The following is a 15,843-nucleotide window of genomic DNA, read 5'->3' as shown; positions in this document are numbered from 1 at the left end:
TGTGCCTCGAGTCCTTTCTTGTTATTTATGTCGTAATATGATGATTGGTAAATCCGGCTCATTGAAAACGCGCGGTACAAGTGTGGCGTTCCCAACTCCGCGGCTAATAATCATCGCTTTTCCCTTCGCTTCTTTCAATCCCGCGGTCCATTTCGGCATCAAACCTTGATGTGGCGCGTACAAACCTTCTGTAAAAGGTAATCGTACTTGCCCGCCATGCGCATGTCCACAACAAACGAGATCAACTGGCGCTTGTTGATATAATGGCCATTTTTCAGGTCGATGAGATAATAAAAAGGTAAATATAGAATCTGGAATCCCGGTCGTTGCTTCCTCGATTTCCGTCGCTACAATTTCTTCCTCACGCGCAATTTCTTCAGCAAAAGTAAGCTGGTGCGGCTTCTGAATCAACATACTTGGGTCATCAATACCCGCTAAAGCAAACGATTTCCCGTCACGCTCGATGTACACATGTTGATTTTTCAAATAGGTAATCCCAGCTTTATCTAATTCTGGCAACAAGTCTTCCAAATTCGCGCTTCGTGCCTCGTGATTGCCCGTCACATAATAAATTGGGTAACGTCGTGCAAGCTTGCGCATCAATGTTATCGCCGTATTAATACCCTCATCGCCATCTAGCAAATCGCCTGTCACGACAATGATATCCGGATCAATCGCCCAAATCTTCTTGATCAACCGATGATTATAACGCCCAAACGTATCGCCGTGCACATCCGATAATTGCAAAATCCGAAATCCATCCAACTCCGGTGCAATTTTCGCCGAAACAATGTTGTAATCCGTCGTTTTGAGCTGCTTCGTTGACCAATACGCATAGCCTGTAAAAGCAATCGCGGCAAAACCTGTAACCTTCAAAAAATTATTTTTCATAGCTTCTATCCTTCACATCTTTTTCCCCATTATAACAAAGAAATCGCTTCTTAGCCTTCTTTTTGAGTATCCTCACTGATAAATGCGGCATATTTCATCCGATCTGATTCCTGGGCATTTACGCGCAGAACCGTTCCCTCGTTTTCGTAAGCCGTTTCCAGCACATCTGCGTTTTCGTTCAAATAGGAAACCACATCCCCGCGATCAAACGGAATTACGAAAGTCACCGTTTTATAGTCATTAAACACGTGCTCTTTAATCATCTCAATCAGCAATTCAAGCCCCGTGTCCTCTCGTGCAGACAAGTATAAGCTATCGCCCTCGCGTCTCGGGAACATCACGTTCGTCGCCAAATCCGCTTTATTATATGCAAAAATGATAGGACGGTCCGTAATATCGAGTTCCGCCAGCGTTTCCTCCGTGGTTTTTATCATCGCATCAAAATGTTCATGCGACACATCGACAACGTGAATCAACACATCTGCTTCCGCGGCTTCTTCCAGCGTCGAACGGAAAGCCTTCACTAAATTATGCGGCAATTTACTAACAAAACCAACTGTATCCGTGAGCAAAAACTGTTTTTTGTCCGGTAACACAATTTCGCGAACACTCGTCTCAAGCGTTGCAAACAACATATCCTTCTCAAAAACCTGTTTGTTCGCCGTCTGGCTGTGCGCAGTGACCATCGCATTCATGATTGTCGACTTGCCGGCATTTGTATACCCCACAAGCGACACGACAGGAATCTCATTTTTCTGTCTCTGACGACGCTGTACTTGCCGTTCCGCCACGAGACCGTCCAATTCCTTATTCAGCTGACTGATTTGATTTTTAATCCGGCGCCGATCCATTTCAAGCTTCGTTTCCCCAGCACCACGGTTTTTCAGTCCACCTTTTCCGCTTTGCTGATCCATGCCTTCCCCTTGACCAACAACCCGCGGCAATTCATATTTCAAACGGGCAACCTGGACTTGCAGCTGCGCCTCTCTCGTTTTCGCCCGCTCCGCAAAAATATCTAAAATAAGTCGCGTCCGGTCCATCACTTCAATTTCCAGCAGTTCTTCTAAATTGCGAATTTGCGAAGGCGCCAACTCATCATTAAAAATAACGAGGTCGACATCTTCATAATCCGCCAAGCTCTTGATTTCATCCACTTTTCCTTTTCCTACATAGGTTGCTTTATTTTTGCGATCCAATTTTTGTGTAATTTCGCCAACAGGTTCAATTGCGTTCGCCTCTGCCAAATTGGCAAGCTCCGCCATCGAGTACTCAAAATCGGCTTGTTGCATGGTAATTCCTACTAATATCGCTGTTCTAGTCATTGTTCATTCCTCCAGTGTTTTTTTATTTTTACACGTGCGAGGGAAATAGAGACGGCCAGTGCCCCAAAATAGGAAGTTCTAGGCACAGCAAAAAGAAGCAGACAATTCATCTGCTCCCCCGTCAATATCGACACGCATCCTAAGAAAAAATCTAGGTACGCGAAAATATTTAGTTTTAGGGTTCCCTTCGTGAAAGGCAGACCAATCCCGTGTCTAGTTCAGCGCATACTTCGAGGGAATCGGCGGCAACCGCTCGCATTCTACGTATTTGGCAGAATACAAACGCTTTCGCTCGATTCGCGTTTCATCGAGTGTAGCATAGGTACATTTCGCATTACCCCTCTGTTTGTCCTGAACTCATTCTCGCACTATTTAGTTACGTTTAGCGAATTTGGAATTCTAAGTCTAACATACCACATCTGGACAACCCTCCGATCATTTTAATTAGTCACATTGTAACATGGTAAAAAGCGGTTTGCAAGTCATTAAATCAATTTGGACATCCAATATGTATCGTAATAATCCGTGCCAATCATGAAGGAATCGCGATGTGTCCCTTCGATTTCATAGCCAAGATTTTGATATAAATGCAAGGCGGCCTTGTTCTCACACAGCACACCCAATTCGATTCGGCGCACCACGCCACGCGCTTTTGCCCACGTCTCCATATGCGTAAATAATCGCGTCGCCACACCTTGTCCCCAGTGCGATTTCACAACACCGACCGCAATATACACGCTATGCTGCATCCGGTTCGGCGGGTTTCCATCCGCTATCAAAAATCCAATCAGCTCGTCCGTCTCCATATCCTCCGCCACTAAAATAAGCGAATACGGCAAATCTGCAAAAAACTCAATCCGTTTTCGCGCATCCTTCGTCGTAATCTCCCGCTCACCAGCGCCGTAGAGCATATAATCCGTCTCACCATCTATTTGTAATTGCATCTTCGCAAATCGTTTCGCGTCATACTCGCAAGCTTCCCGTATCTGGATCATCCGTCCACGCCTCCCTTCACTCATCTTTCATTATTATACCAGAAAAAAAAACGCAGCGCCTAGGTGGATGCGCTACGTTTTCCAAATATTATTCTTATTTAGGCCGTTCCACGACAAACGTCTCGCCCAATTTGGCGTAATTATTCCCCGCTAAACGCGCCACAGGTTTCAATTCGTCCGTCAAAACGTACTGCTTTTCGACATCAAAAACAGACGCATCCACATGATAAAATACCACACGAGCCAAAATCAAATCTGTGACCGGATTCCCTTCATCATTCGAAATTGGAATATGCTGAAAAAGTTTGGCTTCCATTCGAATCTTACCTTCCCCGACACTTGGAACCGCGACTTTTTCACTCGGAATCACCGTCAAAGTAGTCGCGTCCAACTCGTTTTCCTCGGGAGTGAGTCTCGCCGCCGTCTTGTTCATTTCCGCCGTCAAATCCTCATCCACAATATGAATCACCAGCTCGCCCGTCTCGAGAATATTCCGCGCCGTGTCCTTCATCTGCCCATTATCCCGCTGAATCGCAATCGACACAATCGGCGGTTGACTCGACACCACATTGAAAAAACTAAACGGCGCCGCATTCAACACACCATTTTCTGATACCGTTGTCACAAAAGCAATCGGTCTCGGAATAATCGCTCCACTCAAAAACTTATAATTATCCTGCGGTGACAACTCGTTTGCATCCATCCTAATCATGTTGCGCCACATACCAATCTCGCGCAGCTTCGACTTCCACCATCGTCAAATTATGCCCATTTTGCGTCCAAAGCGACTCGACCGCCGCCCCTCGGTGACTCAGCGCATCAATCAAAGACTGAGACCCCGCCGCCGTCACCAACGGATCATTCACGCCCGCCGTCACAAAAACAGCCGCCCGATCCAACGCAAAATCAGGCATCGCCTCACCCGACGGCATCGCATGGAACAATATCGCCTTTTGAAAACTAGCAGCATCCGTCAACATCGCATTCGCCGCAATGTTCGCACCGTTCGAATAACCAACCGCGACCACTTGCGCCGCGTCAAAATCATATTTTTCAGCTAATGCCTTGATTTCCGTCACTAATCCCCCTGTTTTCTCCTTCAAACTCGCCAAATCAAACGAGCCGTCCGCATACCGCGCGAAAAACCGATTGGCCCCATGTTCCGAAACATCACCACGAAACGATAACACGCTCGCATCCGGCGCAATAATCTCCGCCAACTCTAACAACGACTGCTCATCGCCTCCCGTCCCATGAAGCAAAACAAGCGGCATCAAATCCTTATTTTTCCCTTGCACAAAAATATGTTCCATCCTTACCTCAGCTCCTTTTCGTATCTAGCGGACGAACCTCCGCCTCAATCGCAGCACGTTTTGCCTCTAAAAAGGGTGGTAGCGAAAGCTTCTCGCCCATCGTTTCATACGGCTCATCCTGCGCAAAACCAGGTCCATCCGTCGCAAACTCAAACAAAATTTGTTGCGAAACCGGCATGTACAGCGATTCAAAATAGAAACGATCCACATAACCCGAATTCGGCGCCTGAAACTCATTCGCACGCGCAATCCATTTCTCCAATTCCGCACGATCCTCGACACGGAACGCGACATGGTGCACATTGCCATATCCTTGCATCGCCGGCAATATATCGTTTCGCTCCTCAACAATGACTTGCGCCCCGTTTCCACCTTCACCAACCTCATATAAATGCTCCACGCCGCTTGTAGCCACTTCTCTAAAACCAAGAATGACCGTCAACACCAGGCCGATATTTTCCTTATTTTGCACCGTCAAATACACAGGACCCAATCCATAAATCGCAAATTCAGCCGGAACTGGTCCATTCTTCCACGGAATCCCAGGCGCGACCCCTTCATTATTCTCATCCGAAATCAGTTGTAACGACTGCTCATCGAAATCGCGGAACGCCAACACTTTCTTCCCGAAACTTTCACCGATCGCGTCATGATCCACGCCCAACGCATCGAAGCGCTCCACCCAATATTCAAGCGCCGCATCACTCGGCACACGGAACGATGTTTTCGAAATGCTGTCCGTCCCTTTACGCCCTTTTGGCAAATTCGGAAAATCGAAAAACGTCATATCCGTTCCCGCCGAACCTGCATCATCCGCAAAAAATAAGTGGTACGTCTGAATATCATCCTGATTCACCGTTTTCTTCACAAGTCGCATCCCAAGCGTTTCCGTATAAAACGCATAATTCTTCTCCGCACTACTCGTCATCGCCGTTACATGGTGGATTCCTTTTAATTCTTTCATTTGTCATTCTCCTTTAAATTAGATTCAATGTCTACTCTTTTATCTTCTAAAAATGGCGGCAAGGCAAGCGTTTCACCCAGCGTCTCCACCGTTTCATCTATCGCAAAACCAGGCGTGTCACTCGCGATTTCAATCATCAGCCCATTCGGTTCGCGGACATACAAACTTGTAAAATAAGCCCGATCCACGAATTCTGCTATTTCCAGACCTGCGTCCACAGCCCGCTGATGCCATTTTGCCACATCCGCTTTCGTCCCGACCCGGTAAGCCACATGATCGATACTCCCGCGCCCCATCCTTGTTTTCGCCTCCGACACACTCGGAATAACATGCGTAAAAGGCGCTGGCTCCATCCTCAAAAACTGCTTCATAAAATCAGCCAAACGCTCCGTATCCCCCACATGCCAATCTATCCCGAGAATCCGTATCACCTGTTTAGCCGCAGGAATATCCGTATGCCGCGTCGCATTCTCCGCCAAAATCAGCTCATCCATCTCGACCAACATGATCCGAAAACTATCCGCATCTTCAAAAACCAAGCCCGCGCTAGTCCGCTCCATCTCCGTCACGTGCGGCGTCAACCGCTCCTCCCAAAAATCAAGCGCACCATTCGGCACCGCCAAATACGTCGTCCCATAAAAATCATGTTCCCGCCTCGCCCGACCAAGCCGCTTAATCTCAAAAAAAGTAAGCAACGTCCCCGGATTCCCGAGATAATCCCCATAAAACAAATGCCGCATCCGCGTATTATTCTGATTCACCGTGTTTTTCACCAACCGCAACCCAAGCACTTCCGTATAAAAAGCCCGATTTTCAGCCGCCGATTTCGTAAAAGCCGACACATGATGTATCCCCGTACTCATCTCCTCACAACCTTCCTTTTCATCTTTAAAGACAGTTTAACACTAAACTATAAAAAAAGAAAGAACTTTGCTTATAAAAAGTAAGCGACAAAAAAACTCCGAGACATAATCCGTGTCCCAGAGCCATTTTTTCAATATACGTCACGTTTCATAAACACCCAATACGATGTTATTAGTCCCGCAACCATCCAAACAAGTAGCGTCACAACAGAAAATCCGAGCGTCATGCCATCCACCGGTGGACTCGTCCCGTTCAAGTAATTCGTCAACTGCAAATTAACCATGAACAAATATTTCGCGCTTGGCCAAGACGATACGAGATTGCTCAAAATCGATCCCGTAATCAGCGCCGACAGCATAATTCCCATCACGGCCGCCGTACTTCTCACCAATACCGAGCACATCAACGTCAGCACTCCAATCACCATCGCGACCAGCCACGCCAAGCCGAATTCCATCAATAAATACTGCCACATCGGCAACGAATACACGCCTGACGTTCCGACCGCATCTCCGCTCACATCGAATCCCGTCAGAATCGGCGCCGTCCAGCCACCATATCCGAACACAACGCCCGATATCGCATAGGCAATAATCGCCGACGCCAACAATATAATCGACACCGACAGCATCATCGAAATGAATTTACTCGTCAAAATTCGCCATCGTTTCACCGGCCTCGTCAGTAAGAATTTAATCGTCCCGCTCCCCGACTCCGAAGAAATCAAATCTGCCGCAATCACCATCACGAACAGCGGGAACAGCAAGCCAATCCCATTTTCAACAAACGATTTCAGGAAAGTCGGTGCTCCCGGCGCGTTCGGATTCACATCCTCGTCCAGATAATACTGCAACTGGCCCAGCGTCACGCGCATATATTTCTTATACTCATCCGGAATCCGATTCGAACTCAGCCGATTCTCAATGTCCACAATCTGTTGTTGCACCTGCACATGCCAATCCGTCGTCCCCGATTTCTGCTCATCCTCCTGATGCTGCCGAAACTGCGCATACGTAAAAATACCCACAATAATCGCGACCAAAAATAAAATAATCAGGAGTCGGCGTTTTCTGTAAAGCTTCAACTGCTCATTATAAACTAAGTTAATCAATGCCTTGCCCTCCTGTCAGTTCAATAAATAAGTCCTCTAAAGACGGCGTAATCTTCTGCATTTCGAGCACCTGCACGCCCGCACGCACCACACGACTATTCCAAACCGGCAATTTATCCGCCTCAAAACTTGTATAATACGCGCCATCCTGCTCCGTCACATTCGTCATTTCCGCCAAAATCGCCGCCCCTTTTGCCATTGGTTCGAAGCGCCAGCGCGTTTTTTCCCGATCTGAAAGCAGCTTATCCACGTCATCCGTCGCAATGATTTCGCCGTTTGTCATGATAGCCACGCGATCGCACAGCAGCTGAATCTCACTAAGTAAATGCGAAGAAACCAGCACGCTAATCCCTTCCTTCTTCGCCAAATAACGAATAAAGTCCCGCATCTCGCGAATTCCCGATGGATCAAGGCCATTCGTCGGCTCATCCAGAATCAACAATTTCGGATTCGACAACAACGCCTGCGCGATTCCCAAACGTTGACGCATCCCAAGCGAGTACGTCGAAACCCGGTCGTGCACGCGCGCCGTCATACCAACGAGCTCCGCCACTTCCTGCAAACGCTCCGGCCGAATCGACCGGTCCATTCGCGCAAAATAAGCAAGGTTCTCCCACCCCGTCAAAAATGGATAGAACTCCGGATTCTCAACGATGCACCCCAAACTCTTCATCGCTTCTGTGAAATTTTTGCGAATATCCTTGCCGCCAATTAAAATCGTCCCAGAAGTCGGTTTTATCAGACCAACGAGCATCCGAATCGTCGTCGTTTTTCCCGCTCCATTAGGACCTAGAAAGCCGAATACTTCGCCCTCATTGACCTCAAAACTCAAATCCTTAATAATTTGCCGCTTGCCAATTTTTTTATTTAAATCCTGTACTAATAGCGCCGCCGTCATTTCGCATCACTCTCCCCATCCGTTGTCATGACACTCGATACCCGATCCGCAAACAACTGATAACCCGCACCGTTCGGATGAAAATGATCGCTCGATAAATATTTTTTCCCATTCAAAATAAAATAATCATACGTCGGAACATAGACCACGCGTGAAAATTTACTCGCCAAATTCTGCGTATCCATATTCCATTTCGCCGCAATACTCGCCAGCTCCACCCGATTTTTCACATCTACAAATGGATTGTACAAACCGAGATGGTACACAACGGCATCTTTATTCAATTCCCGAATCCGCTTATACGTCTGCTCCAAATTTTTCAAGTACGCCGTTTCGTTCTTCTGAATTTCCGCCGCATTCAAATCCTCCAAAGCCGCGCCACCACGGAACAAATCGTTGCCACCAATCGTCATGAAAATCACATCCGCGTTCGTCACTTGCTGCGCGATTTCTTTCTGGCCAAGTTGGCTAAGCAACTGATTACTACGCGCACCACTAATCGCCAAATTCGACAGCGTCACACTCGTACCATTCTTCTCCAAATTCTCAACGACACGGCGAACATAACCTTTTCCGTCCGTATCACCAACGCCAGCCGTCAACGAATCCCCGAGCCCCGTCACTTGGAACCGGTCCGTTTTCTTCGTTTCCGTCTTCGTCTCCGTTTTTTCCGTCGTACTATTTCCCGATTTCGTATGGCCTTGCGCCACAGCGATTAAACCCGCCACGCACAGCAATAGCGCCAATACCGAAATCCACGTCATCACCATTACCCATTTATTTCGTTTCAAGTCTGTTCCTCCTGTCCACCTCTTTTAGCCCCTCCTAAAAATAAAAGGAAGCCAATAAATCCAGTCACACCAACAAATAACGGCAATAATGCCAGCATCGTCAATGCCATATCATCACCCAGCAAGCCTTGCATTTGTAACCATCCAAAAAGCAATTCCCGCATCGCAATCCCCATTCCAACATAGGCGAGTAGCGGTTGCCATTTTTGAAATAGTAAAAAAGCCAAGAAAATAAAGGCCAGAGACACGAATAAATATTCACCCATTGAAATCATCGCCGGATAAAGAACCATTTTGCGAAAATCCTGCCCGTCCCAGCCTTGCATCGTCACATACGCCTGATACCTCAAAACAGCCAGCACAAGGCCAAGTCCCGCACCGAGTAAAACCATTACAAAACCGCTCACTGTCACGATTCGATTCTCAGATTTTGCAATAATCGCCCCAGCTTCCGTCGTATAAAATAAGATAAAAGCTGAAAACATCGCTAATCCCGCTAACATCGAGAAAATATTGGCATTCTGAATATTCACGGTTTCTTCCATCCCGATGACCGCCCGAATCACAAAATACGTAAAGTAGGTGACAAACAATAAGCTAACCACCACTTCCGTCCCTTTCAGCCGGCGACCAGAATAAGATAAAATGGCCGTCACAATCATGATAACAGCAAGCCCCAGCTCAACCATCCAATAAATACTGGAACGCTCCTGATCTAGTAGCAACAGGTACATCAAGCGCCGCAACGCTCCAAGCCCCGTTATCACACCAAAAATCAGCATCAATGCCAGCCCAATCTGATGGGTATAATATTTTCTCATTCCTTCACCAGCCTCTCGCCACTTTTGATTAAGTATAGCAGAATTGGCGCCAAAGCTAAACAAAAAAGCCGAAATAGCAAGAAAATAAACCCATTCGGTCCTTCTCTCCTATTCCGACTTCCCTATTCGTTCTCAGATGCTAATTTTTCCTGCCAAAGTTCTAGCAAAACATCCAATTCTTCCTTAATATCCTGATTCGTCATCTCGTCCTTGATATCCACGAGCTCTAATTCCTCAAGCGCAATCGTGTCCATGCCATGTTTCTGGGCCTCCGCTGCAATCGTCCACGGCAACGCACCCGGCATATTCATTTTTTTCGCAAACGCGTACTTATTCTGAATACCCTTCAAATCCATGCTCGCCGCCAACGCATAAACACCCGTCTCCTGACTAACAAAACGATACACACCCGCGCGATGCTTCATTTGCTTATACGCATTAATCTTTTCCTTACGCGTCTCTTTCTCCGATGTCATCAAAAAAACCTCCTCCTAATCTGACTCTATAAATTTTCATAATCTGCCACAAAACCTCAGCGTGGCGACAAATGCTTTCATTTCTAGGCAAAAGCGAGTACCAGCGCGGAGCGTACTCGGGTACGTTGACTGAAAACAAGGAGGGAGTCTTATCCCCGACCATGTAAGAAGTTATGCGAAACCTAGTGTAGAAGAGCACTGGAACGGAGCTTTTAACGACGAAAGGGAGCGTTTGTCGCCACGCTGCTAGTAGCCAGCTTCTTTTAAAATCCGACTCAACGTCCGCAACCGCTCACTCAAAAGCTCATCGCTATCCGCCAACGCCTGCTGAAACAGCTCAATATCTTCACCAATCATCTGATTATCCTCACAAACCGACACCGTCATCGCGTCGCCCTGCAAACCAATCCGATCAATCTGTGGGTTTTCTTTATCGTATAATCCTTCATATTTATAAGCATCTTTAAAATAAAGCTTCGACCGCCCGATCAAAATGGCCAAGTCCAGCACGCGATGTAGCGGTAATTCCTCTGATTGGCGAGACCATTTCCCGCCAGTATGCCGCCACACTTTTGCTGAAATATCTACTTTGCCGCGATCATTCCATTGCGCCAAGCCAAGCGACAAGCCTTTCGCATCCGAATTGTAGGCATATTTGCCGTCCACTTCTTCATAGTTTTCAGCGACGATAACTGGTTTGTGTTTTAAATTTGTTGGGATTTTCATGGTATCTCTCCTTTAGTAGTTTAGTAAATTAGTAAACTTACTAACGTAGTATAACATCCTTTTCATGGAAAATCAACCCACCATAAAAAACACCATCCTATTGGACAGTGTCAAACTGTAGTCGTATATGCGCTGCTTGTTGCGATATCTTCATTTCCCCATTTTCTAAAACTTGAACCTCGGCACGCTCTCCATCCACAAAAGCCTGATATTTCCCTGGCTTCGGAAGCACAAACTCCTCCAACCCTGTCAGCAGATGCGTCCCATTTTCCGTCCGAACATCCCCTTCGATAAAATAAGGATGCCCCAACAAACGCTCCGCCTCCGCAAAGTTCCCCTCATATAAAGCAGCACGAATATCCGTCGAGCTCACCTTATGATCCGCGCCATCCCGCACAAACGGAATTTCCGTCACAGGAACCGAACGCTCACCACACAAATCCATCAGCAAATCGACATCCGAATCCCGTCCTTTGCCAAAGTTGAAGCTCTCGCCAACAACAATATGCGCCAAGTTCAACCCATTCAAATGCTCTCTAATGAACGTTTCCGCCGATGTTTCTGCATACTTTTCTGTAAACCCAATATTGTACACCTTATCCACACCAAAATGTGCCAGCCAACGAAATTTTTCCACGCCAGGCGTAATCGCACGTCGATACCTAGGATCTTTTTTTAGCGCCCACAATGGATGCGGCGAAAAGCACACAATCGCGAGTTTCTCACCAGTTTTACAAAACGATTTCGCGCGTTTTAGCAAATGTTGATGTCCCTTATGCACACCGTCAAACTTGCCAATCACTAAGACAGCCGACTCCGCACTGTCCGGCAGCTTGTCCTTCACTTGAAAAATCTCCATTCCCGTTCCACTCCTCTACCATACAAAGATACTCCATTTCCCTCCCCTTTCTCAACTGCTTTGCTCACCTCACTAACAAATAGTAAGCAACTTGATTGAATTATACAGCCACACACGCTATACTGATCAGAGATGCACAAATTATTTTTTAGGAGGAACACATATGAAAGTAGAAATTTGGTCGGACTTCGCATGTCCGTTTTGTTATATTGGAAAACGTAATTTTGAGGCAGGTTTAAAGGAATTTGGCAAGGATGTAGAGGTGGAATATCGCAGTTTCGAACTCGATCCCAACGCGCCGGTTCAATACGATCAAACAATGGACGAGATCCTGGCTGAGAAATACGGCATGACGCTCGAAAAAGCCAAAAGCATGAACGATCAAGTCAGCGCACAGGCCAAAACGGTCGGCCTGGATTATCACTTCGATACGATGATTCCAACCAATACATTCGACGCCCACCGCTTACTCCAATTCGCGAAAACAAAAAGAGCCGCGGAAACGTTAAAAGAAACACTGCTCCACGCTTATTTCACCGAATCAAAAAATCTAGGCGACCACGAAACGCTCGCAACAATCGCCGCATCAACTGGTCTGGACAAAAAAGAAGTCCTCGATATGCTGGCCAGCGACGCTTTTGCAGCGGATGTTCGCGATGATGAACAAACCGGCGCTTCCCTTGGCATTCAAGGCGTTCCGTTCTTTGTTATCAACGAAAAATACGGCGTTTCCGGCGCCCAACCTGCGGCGAATTTTACAGAAGTTTTGACGAAGGTTTGGAACGAAGAGAATCCGCTAACGATGCTGAATAAATCAGACGCGGGCGACGATTGTTGTTCTGGCGGCTCATGTAACTGTTAATCATTGAAAAACCACATTCAACGCGGAATGTGGTTTTTCACTTATATTGAATTAGATGAAGAGCTTGTCGAAGAGTCTGTATCCGGATTCATAGACGCGCCTGAATTGGCATCCGTATCCCCGCTAGAATCCGAAGTCCCTCCTTGTTGACCATTTGGTCCACCACTTGGCGGCATTCCGTATGATTCGTCCGTACCACCCATCTGCGACTGATTATTGCTAGACATATTGCCAGACCCATTCATTCCAGCCTGATTTTGATTAAATAGTGCAAAGCCCATAAATGATATCGTTACAACTGAAATTACGCTTACAATAATAGTACTCCATTTCCATTTATTCACTTGCTTCTTCGGTGCCGTTTCTATCTCATTATTCATTTCATTCCAGCTCCTTTCACTTATTCTTATCTTATCCGATAAATAAGAAAAAACTATGAACGAGTCATGAAATTTATGATAACGTTTAAAAAGGCATTTCGCGGTTCAATAACCAGATTTTGCGATCGACATCATCACCATTATAACCACCTAATTTCCCGCCAGCTTGAATCACGCGATGACACGGAATAATAATTGGAATTGGATTCGCACGATTCGCCTGACCCACGGCACGCACTGCTTTCGGACTCCCCGCAACCTCCGCAATCTCTTTATACGAAACGACCTCCCCATATGGAATCTCCTGCAACGCCCGCCAAACCCGCATCTGAAAATCCGTTCCACTCACTTCAAGCGGTAGCGTAAAAGCCTGAATCTCCCCATCAAAAAACGCTTGCAATTCCGCCTTCAACTGCCACATCATCTCATTTTCCGCTGTAGAAAAATCCGTCCCTTCACCGACAAATGATGCTTCATCATACGCAATATATTTCACTGCCACCTCTGAAACCCCAAGATATAACTTCCCAAGCGGCGACTCCATTTCATTCACATAAAGCTGCATACACATCTCCTCCATCTCTCTTTCCAACATAGCATTTTCTAACCCAGATAACAAATATACCTTCATATTTCGTTATATTCACTATTTTTTCTATCAAAATCTTAAAATAACGGTTAGTCTTTTCAAATTGGGGTAAAATACTCTGTACGTATATTTTATTATACGAGACATTAGAGGACTTCTTCTCAGTAGCACAAGCTTGCTAACAAAAGAGTCCATCAGACAGGGGGATAAAAATATGTCAAGAACAGCAGAATTAGTTTTAGGTTTAATCGGCTCGATCGTTGGTTTAGTGGCTGGTTTTTGGATTATTGCGTACGGTAATGACGTCACGGACTACATCCAAACATTCACGTATCTAAATGGGGCACTTGGGGATAGCATTGCGACACTTGGTTGGATAACAGTCATTGCGTCCGCACTCGCTTTAATCGCAACCCTTCTTATCAAAAAAAGTCCACGTGGTTGGGGCGTCGTACTCACACTTATCGGTATCATTATGTTTTTCGTAGTGGGCCAGATTTGGATTATATCAGGAATTTTAATCATTCTTGCCGGCTTAATGGCACTTTTCCGTGTACCATCGCCTAAATATTAATACCCTTTTCAAGTCAAAAGTCGAGTCTAAAATATAGCGATAATTAGTGAATCGGGCGCCTCCCAAAACGCACTTTCACTAACGAAGCTGTGTTTCTGGCTCGTCTTTTTTGTGTTTTTATTGTACTCTAGATGTAAGGGGGTCTTGTTTATGCACGCTTATTTATTTCCAATCGAAGTCGCCGTGCTGGTTTTTCCAGTTCTCGCGTTTATTTTAACATTACCATTCGCGATCTATCAATACCGCAAATTCGGCGGCCTGAACTTCTTGCGTAATGTTGTTTTATACACGTTTATTTTTTACTTATTGTGTGCGTTTTTACTTATTCTACTACCATTACCAGACCCAGGTGATGTCGCAAAAATGACGGGTTCAGCGGTACAATTAACGCCATTCAAGTTTATTCACGATTTTTTAAGGCACACCGTACTCGTCTGGAATGATCCTAGTACATATTTGTCAGCCCTAACACAAGCCGTTGTTTTGCAGCCAGTGTTTAACGTACTTCTAGTCATCCCATTCGGCATTTATTTACGCTATTATTTCCGCTATCCTTTTTGGAAAACGACGCTTTTTTCTTTTTTGCTATCCCTATTTTTTGAAATAACACAATTAACCGGCATTTACGGCATTTATCCACATGCTTACCGCTTATTCGACGTCGATGATTTGATGTTAAACACGCTCGGCGGCATCGTTGGTTTCGCGATTGCCCCACTGTTCACGAGCCTTCTGCCATCACGCACAAAAATGGACGAAATGACATACATTCAAGGGAAACAAGTGAGCTATTTACGCCGTCTCATCGCCTTTCTTGTCGACTGGTTTCTGCTCGAAGTCATCACCGCAATCCTCGGTGCGATTCATGTCCTCCCATTTAAAAACTTAGAAACAAACGGTGGCGCGCGATTCACACAACTCTGGTGGCTCGTTCTGATCGTTTTCCTATACTTCATGCTCCTACCTAGGTTCACAAAAGGTCGCACGTTCGGAAAAATGCTCGTGCAAATCCGCATCAAATCCACCAATTCAGAACGCCTGAAACTACGGCAACTGATGATTCGAAACGGCCTGCTTTATTATGTAACACTGGCAATCATTCTCTTCCCGCAAAATCCATTTTTTGTTGATCATTTGTCGCCAGTCCTATTCCTAACGGTGATTGGAATCGGGTTTGTTGCAGGATTTATGTTTTTCATCCATATTTGCATCAATTTCTTCTCCAAAGACCGCCAGCTTTTTTATGAAAAGTTGAGCCATACCGCACATGTAAGTACCTTCAAACCGAAAAAAGATAAAGATGTTGGGATATAACCCAAATAAATCGGCGACAAGCGCTCGCATTCCGGGGATTTGGCGGACTTCCGGTTCTCACATACACCAGTATGCTCCGCTTCCGGCTTCCAC

19 protein-coding genes are annotated in these 15,843 nt (G+C 46.1%); 3 read left to right on the top strand and 16 right to left on the bottom strand.

All coding sequences use genetic code 11. From position 1 onward, the window contains the following. Positions 1-21 precede the first annotated feature (21 nt). The 14 genes from EP58_RS07030 to EP58_RS06965 all read right to left on the bottom strand — a co-directional run bounded on the left by EP58_RS07030 (position 22) and on the right by EP58_RS06965 (position 12,031). Positions 22-891 (bottom strand): metallophosphoesterase, encoded by an 870-nt coding sequence (locus EP58_RS07030; protein ID WP_036091552.1) that lies wholly within the window; start codon positions 889-891, stop codon positions 22-24. A gap of 50 nt (positions 892-941) precedes the next feature. After that, on the bottom strand, positions 942-2,213 hold the full coding sequence (gene hflX, locus EP58_RS07025; protein WP_036091550.1) for a GTPase HflX: 1,272 nt from the start codon (positions 2,211-2,213) through the stop codon (positions 942-944). Positions 2,214-2,698: 485 nt separating this feature from the next. Further along, positions 2,699-3,208, bottom strand: a complete 510-nt coding sequence (locus EP58_RS07020; protein ID WP_036091549.1) for a GNAT family N-acetyltransferase — start codon at positions 3,206-3,208, stop codon at positions 2,699-2,701. 94 nt (positions 3,209-3,302) lie between these two features. Then, positions 3,303-3,920: a flavin reductase family protein gene (locus tag EP58_RS07015; protein WP_036091546.1), complete on the bottom strand. Its 618-nt coding sequence runs from the start codon at positions 3,918-3,920 to the stop codon at positions 3,303-3,305. After that, positions 3,913-4,521 (bottom strand): alpha/beta hydrolase, encoded by a 609-nt coding sequence (locus tag EP58_RS07010; protein WP_036091543.1) that lies wholly within the window; start codon positions 4,519-4,521, stop codon positions 3,913-3,915. The genes EP58_RS07015 and EP58_RS07010 overlap by 8 nt, the downstream gene beginning before the upstream one ends. Before the next feature lie 7 nt (positions 4,522-4,528). After that, on the bottom strand, positions 4,529-5,485 hold the full coding sequence (locus EP58_RS07005) for a ring-cleaving dioxygenase (RefSeq protein WP_036091541.1): 957 nt from the start codon (positions 5,483-5,485) through the stop codon (positions 4,529-4,531). After that, the gene (locus EP58_RS07000; RefSeq protein ID WP_036091539.1) at positions 5,482-6,348 is read right to left on the bottom strand and encodes a VOC family protein; all 867 of its coding nucleotides are present in this window, start codon (positions 6,346-6,348) and stop codon (positions 5,482-5,484) included. The genes EP58_RS07005 and EP58_RS07000 overlap by 4 nt, the downstream gene beginning before the upstream one ends. Positions 6,349-6,479: 131 nt before the next feature. After that, a complete protein-coding gene (locus EP58_RS06995; RefSeq protein WP_036091537.1) occupies positions 6,480-7,460 on the bottom strand; it encodes an ABC transporter permease in 981 nt (326 codons plus the stop codon). Continuing rightward, positions 7,453-8,358, bottom strand: coding sequence for an ABC transporter ATP-binding protein (locus tag EP58_RS06990; protein ID WP_036091536.1), 906 nt, complete (start codon positions 8,356-8,358; stop codon positions 7,453-7,455). The genes EP58_RS06995 and EP58_RS06990 overlap by 8 nt, the downstream gene beginning before the upstream one ends. Continuing rightward, positions 8,355-9,149, bottom strand: a complete 795-nt coding sequence (locus EP58_RS06985) for an SGNH/GDSL hydrolase family protein (RefSeq protein WP_036091534.1) — start codon at positions 9,147-9,149, stop codon at positions 8,355-8,357. The genes EP58_RS06990 and EP58_RS06985 overlap by 4 nt, the downstream gene beginning before the upstream one ends. After that, a complete protein-coding gene (locus EP58_RS06980) occupies positions 9,146-9,970 on the bottom strand; it encodes a hypothetical protein (RefSeq protein WP_036091532.1) in 825 nt (274 codons plus the stop codon). Before EP58_RS06980 ends, EP58_RS06985 begins: the two co-directional genes overlap by 4 nt. 122 nt (positions 9,971-10,092) lie before the next feature. Continuing rightward, complete coding sequence (locus EP58_RS06975) at positions 10,093-10,446, bottom strand: GIY-YIG nuclease family protein (protein ID WP_036091530.1); 354 nt, start codon at positions 10,444-10,446, stop codon at positions 10,093-10,095. A 246-nt stretch (positions 10,447-10,692) separates the two neighbouring features. Continuing rightward, positions 10,693-11,172: a DUF6530 family protein gene (locus EP58_RS06970; protein WP_036091528.1), complete on the bottom strand. Its 480-nt coding sequence runs from the start codon at positions 11,170-11,172 to the stop codon at positions 10,693-10,695. A 97-nt stretch (positions 11,173-11,269) separates the two neighbouring features. Then, entirely contained in the window at positions 11,270-12,031 is a 762-nt protein-coding gene (locus EP58_RS06965) for an FAD synthetase family protein (protein ID WP_036091526.1), read from the bottom strand. A gap of 163 nt (positions 12,032-12,194) precedes the next feature. On the opposite strand from EP58_RS06965, the gene EP58_RS06960 reads away from it, so the two are divergent. Further along, positions 12,195-12,893 (top strand): DsbA family oxidoreductase, encoded by a 699-nt coding sequence (locus EP58_RS06960; protein WP_036091524.1) that lies wholly within the window; start codon positions 12,195-12,197, stop codon positions 12,891-12,893. Between the two features lie 41 nt (positions 12,894-12,934). Here the strand turns inward: EP58_RS06960 and EP58_RS06955 are convergent, their stop codons facing one another. Together EP58_RS06955 and EP58_RS06950 are read right to left on the bottom strand one after the other, a co-directional pair. Continuing rightward, complete coding sequence (locus EP58_RS06955) at positions 12,935-13,273, bottom strand: hypothetical protein (RefSeq protein ID WP_052165003.1); 339 nt, start codon at positions 13,271-13,273, stop codon at positions 12,935-12,937. Between the two features lie 85 nt (positions 13,274-13,358). Continuing rightward, positions 13,359-13,838, bottom strand: a complete 480-nt coding sequence (locus tag EP58_RS06950) for a methylated-DNA--[protein]-cysteine S-methyltransferase (protein WP_036091522.1) — start codon at positions 13,836-13,838, stop codon at positions 13,359-13,361. Between the two features lie 238 nt (positions 13,839-14,076). Between EP58_RS06950 and EP58_RS06945 the strand changes: the two genes are divergently transcribed. Together EP58_RS06945 and EP58_RS06940 are read left to right on the top strand one after the other, a co-directional pair. Further along, positions 14,077-14,436 (top strand): DUF4064 domain-containing protein, encoded by a 360-nt coding sequence (locus EP58_RS06945; protein ID WP_036091520.1) that lies wholly within the window; start codon positions 14,077-14,079, stop codon positions 14,434-14,436. Positions 14,437-14,586: 150 nt separating this feature from the next. Further along, on the top strand, positions 14,587-15,750 hold the full coding sequence (locus EP58_RS06940; RefSeq protein WP_036091518.1) for a VanZ family protein: 1,164 nt from the start codon (positions 14,587-14,589) through the stop codon (positions 15,748-15,750). Positions 15,751-15,843: the final 93 nt, after the last annotated feature.

The sequence above is a fragment of the Paenilisteria newyorkensis genome (genome assembly GCF_000766145.1).
Lineage (GTDB): Bacteria > Bacillota > Bacilli > Lactobacillales > Listeriaceae > Listeria_A > Listeria_A newyorkensis.
This window is presented reverse-complemented; position numbering and strand designations above follow the sequence as displayed.

What these genes read in the sequence shown, in the direction of transcription:
- EP58_RS06960 (WP_036091524.1), top strand. Translation starts at nt 12,195, where the DNA reads ATGAAAGTAGAAATTTGGTCGGACTTCGCATGTCCGTTTTGTTATATT.
- EP58_RS06955 (WP_052165003.1), bottom strand. Translation starts at nt 13,273, where the DNA reads ATGAATAATGAGATAGAAACGGCACCGAAGAAGCAAGTGAATAAATGG.
- EP58_RS07000 (WP_036091539.1), bottom strand. Translation starts at nt 6,348, where the DNA reads ATGAGTACGGGGATACATCATGTGTCGGCTTTTACGAAATCGGCGGCT.
- EP58_RS06975 (WP_036091530.1), bottom strand. Translation starts at nt 10,446, where the DNA reads ATGACATCGGAGAAAGAGACGCGTAAGGAAAAGATTAATGCGTATAAG.
- EP58_RS06950 (WP_036091522.1), bottom strand. Translation starts at nt 13,838, where the DNA reads ATGCAGCTTTATGTGAATGAAATGGAGTCGCCGCTTGGGAAGTTATAT.
- EP58_RS07005 (WP_036091541.1), bottom strand. Translation starts at nt 5,485, where the DNA reads ATGAAAGAATTAAAAGGAATCCACCATGTAACGGCGATGACGAGTAGT.
- EP58_RS07010 (WP_036091543.1), bottom strand. Translation starts at nt 4,521, where the DNA reads ATGGAACATATTTTTGTGCAAGGGAAAAATAAGGATTTGATGCCGCTT.
- EP58_RS06990 (WP_036091536.1), bottom strand. Translation starts at nt 8,358, where the DNA reads ATGACGGCGGCGCTATTAGTACAGGATTTAAATAAAAAAATTGGCAAG.
- EP58_RS06945 (WP_036091520.1), top strand. Translation starts at nt 14,077, where the DNA reads ATGTCAAGAACAGCAGAATTAGTTTTAGGTTTAATCGGCTCGATCGTT.
- EP58_RS07015 (WP_036091546.1), bottom strand. Translation starts at nt 3,920, where the DNA reads ATGATTAGGATGGATGCAAACGAGTTGTCACCGCAGGATAATTATAAG.
- EP58_RS07020 (WP_036091549.1), bottom strand. Translation starts at nt 3,208, where the DNA reads ATGATCCAGATACGGGAAGCTTGCGAGTATGACGCGAAACGATTTGCG.
- EP58_RS06980 (WP_036091532.1), bottom strand. Translation starts at nt 9,970, where the DNA reads ATGAGAAAATATTATACCCATCAGATTGGGCTGGCATTGATGCTGATT.
- EP58_RS06970 (WP_036091528.1), bottom strand. Translation starts at nt 11,172, where the DNA reads ATGAAAATCCCAACAAATTTAAAACACAAACCAGTTATCGTCGCTGAA.
- EP58_RS07030 (WP_036091552.1), bottom strand. Translation starts at nt 891, where the DNA reads ATGAAAAATAATTTTTTGAAGGTTACAGGTTTTGCCGCGATTGCTTTT.
- EP58_RS06940 (WP_036091518.1), top strand. Translation starts at nt 14,587, where the DNA reads ATGCACGCTTATTTATTTCCAATCGAAGTCGCCGTGCTGGTTTTTCCA.
- EP58_RS06965 (WP_036091526.1), bottom strand. Translation starts at nt 12,031, where the DNA reads ATGGAGATTTTTCAAGTGAAGGACAAGCTGCCGGACAGTGCGGAGTCG.
- hflX (WP_036091550.1), bottom strand. Translation starts at nt 2,213, where the DNA reads ATGACTAGAACAGCGATATTAGTAGGAATTACCATGCAACAAGCCGAT.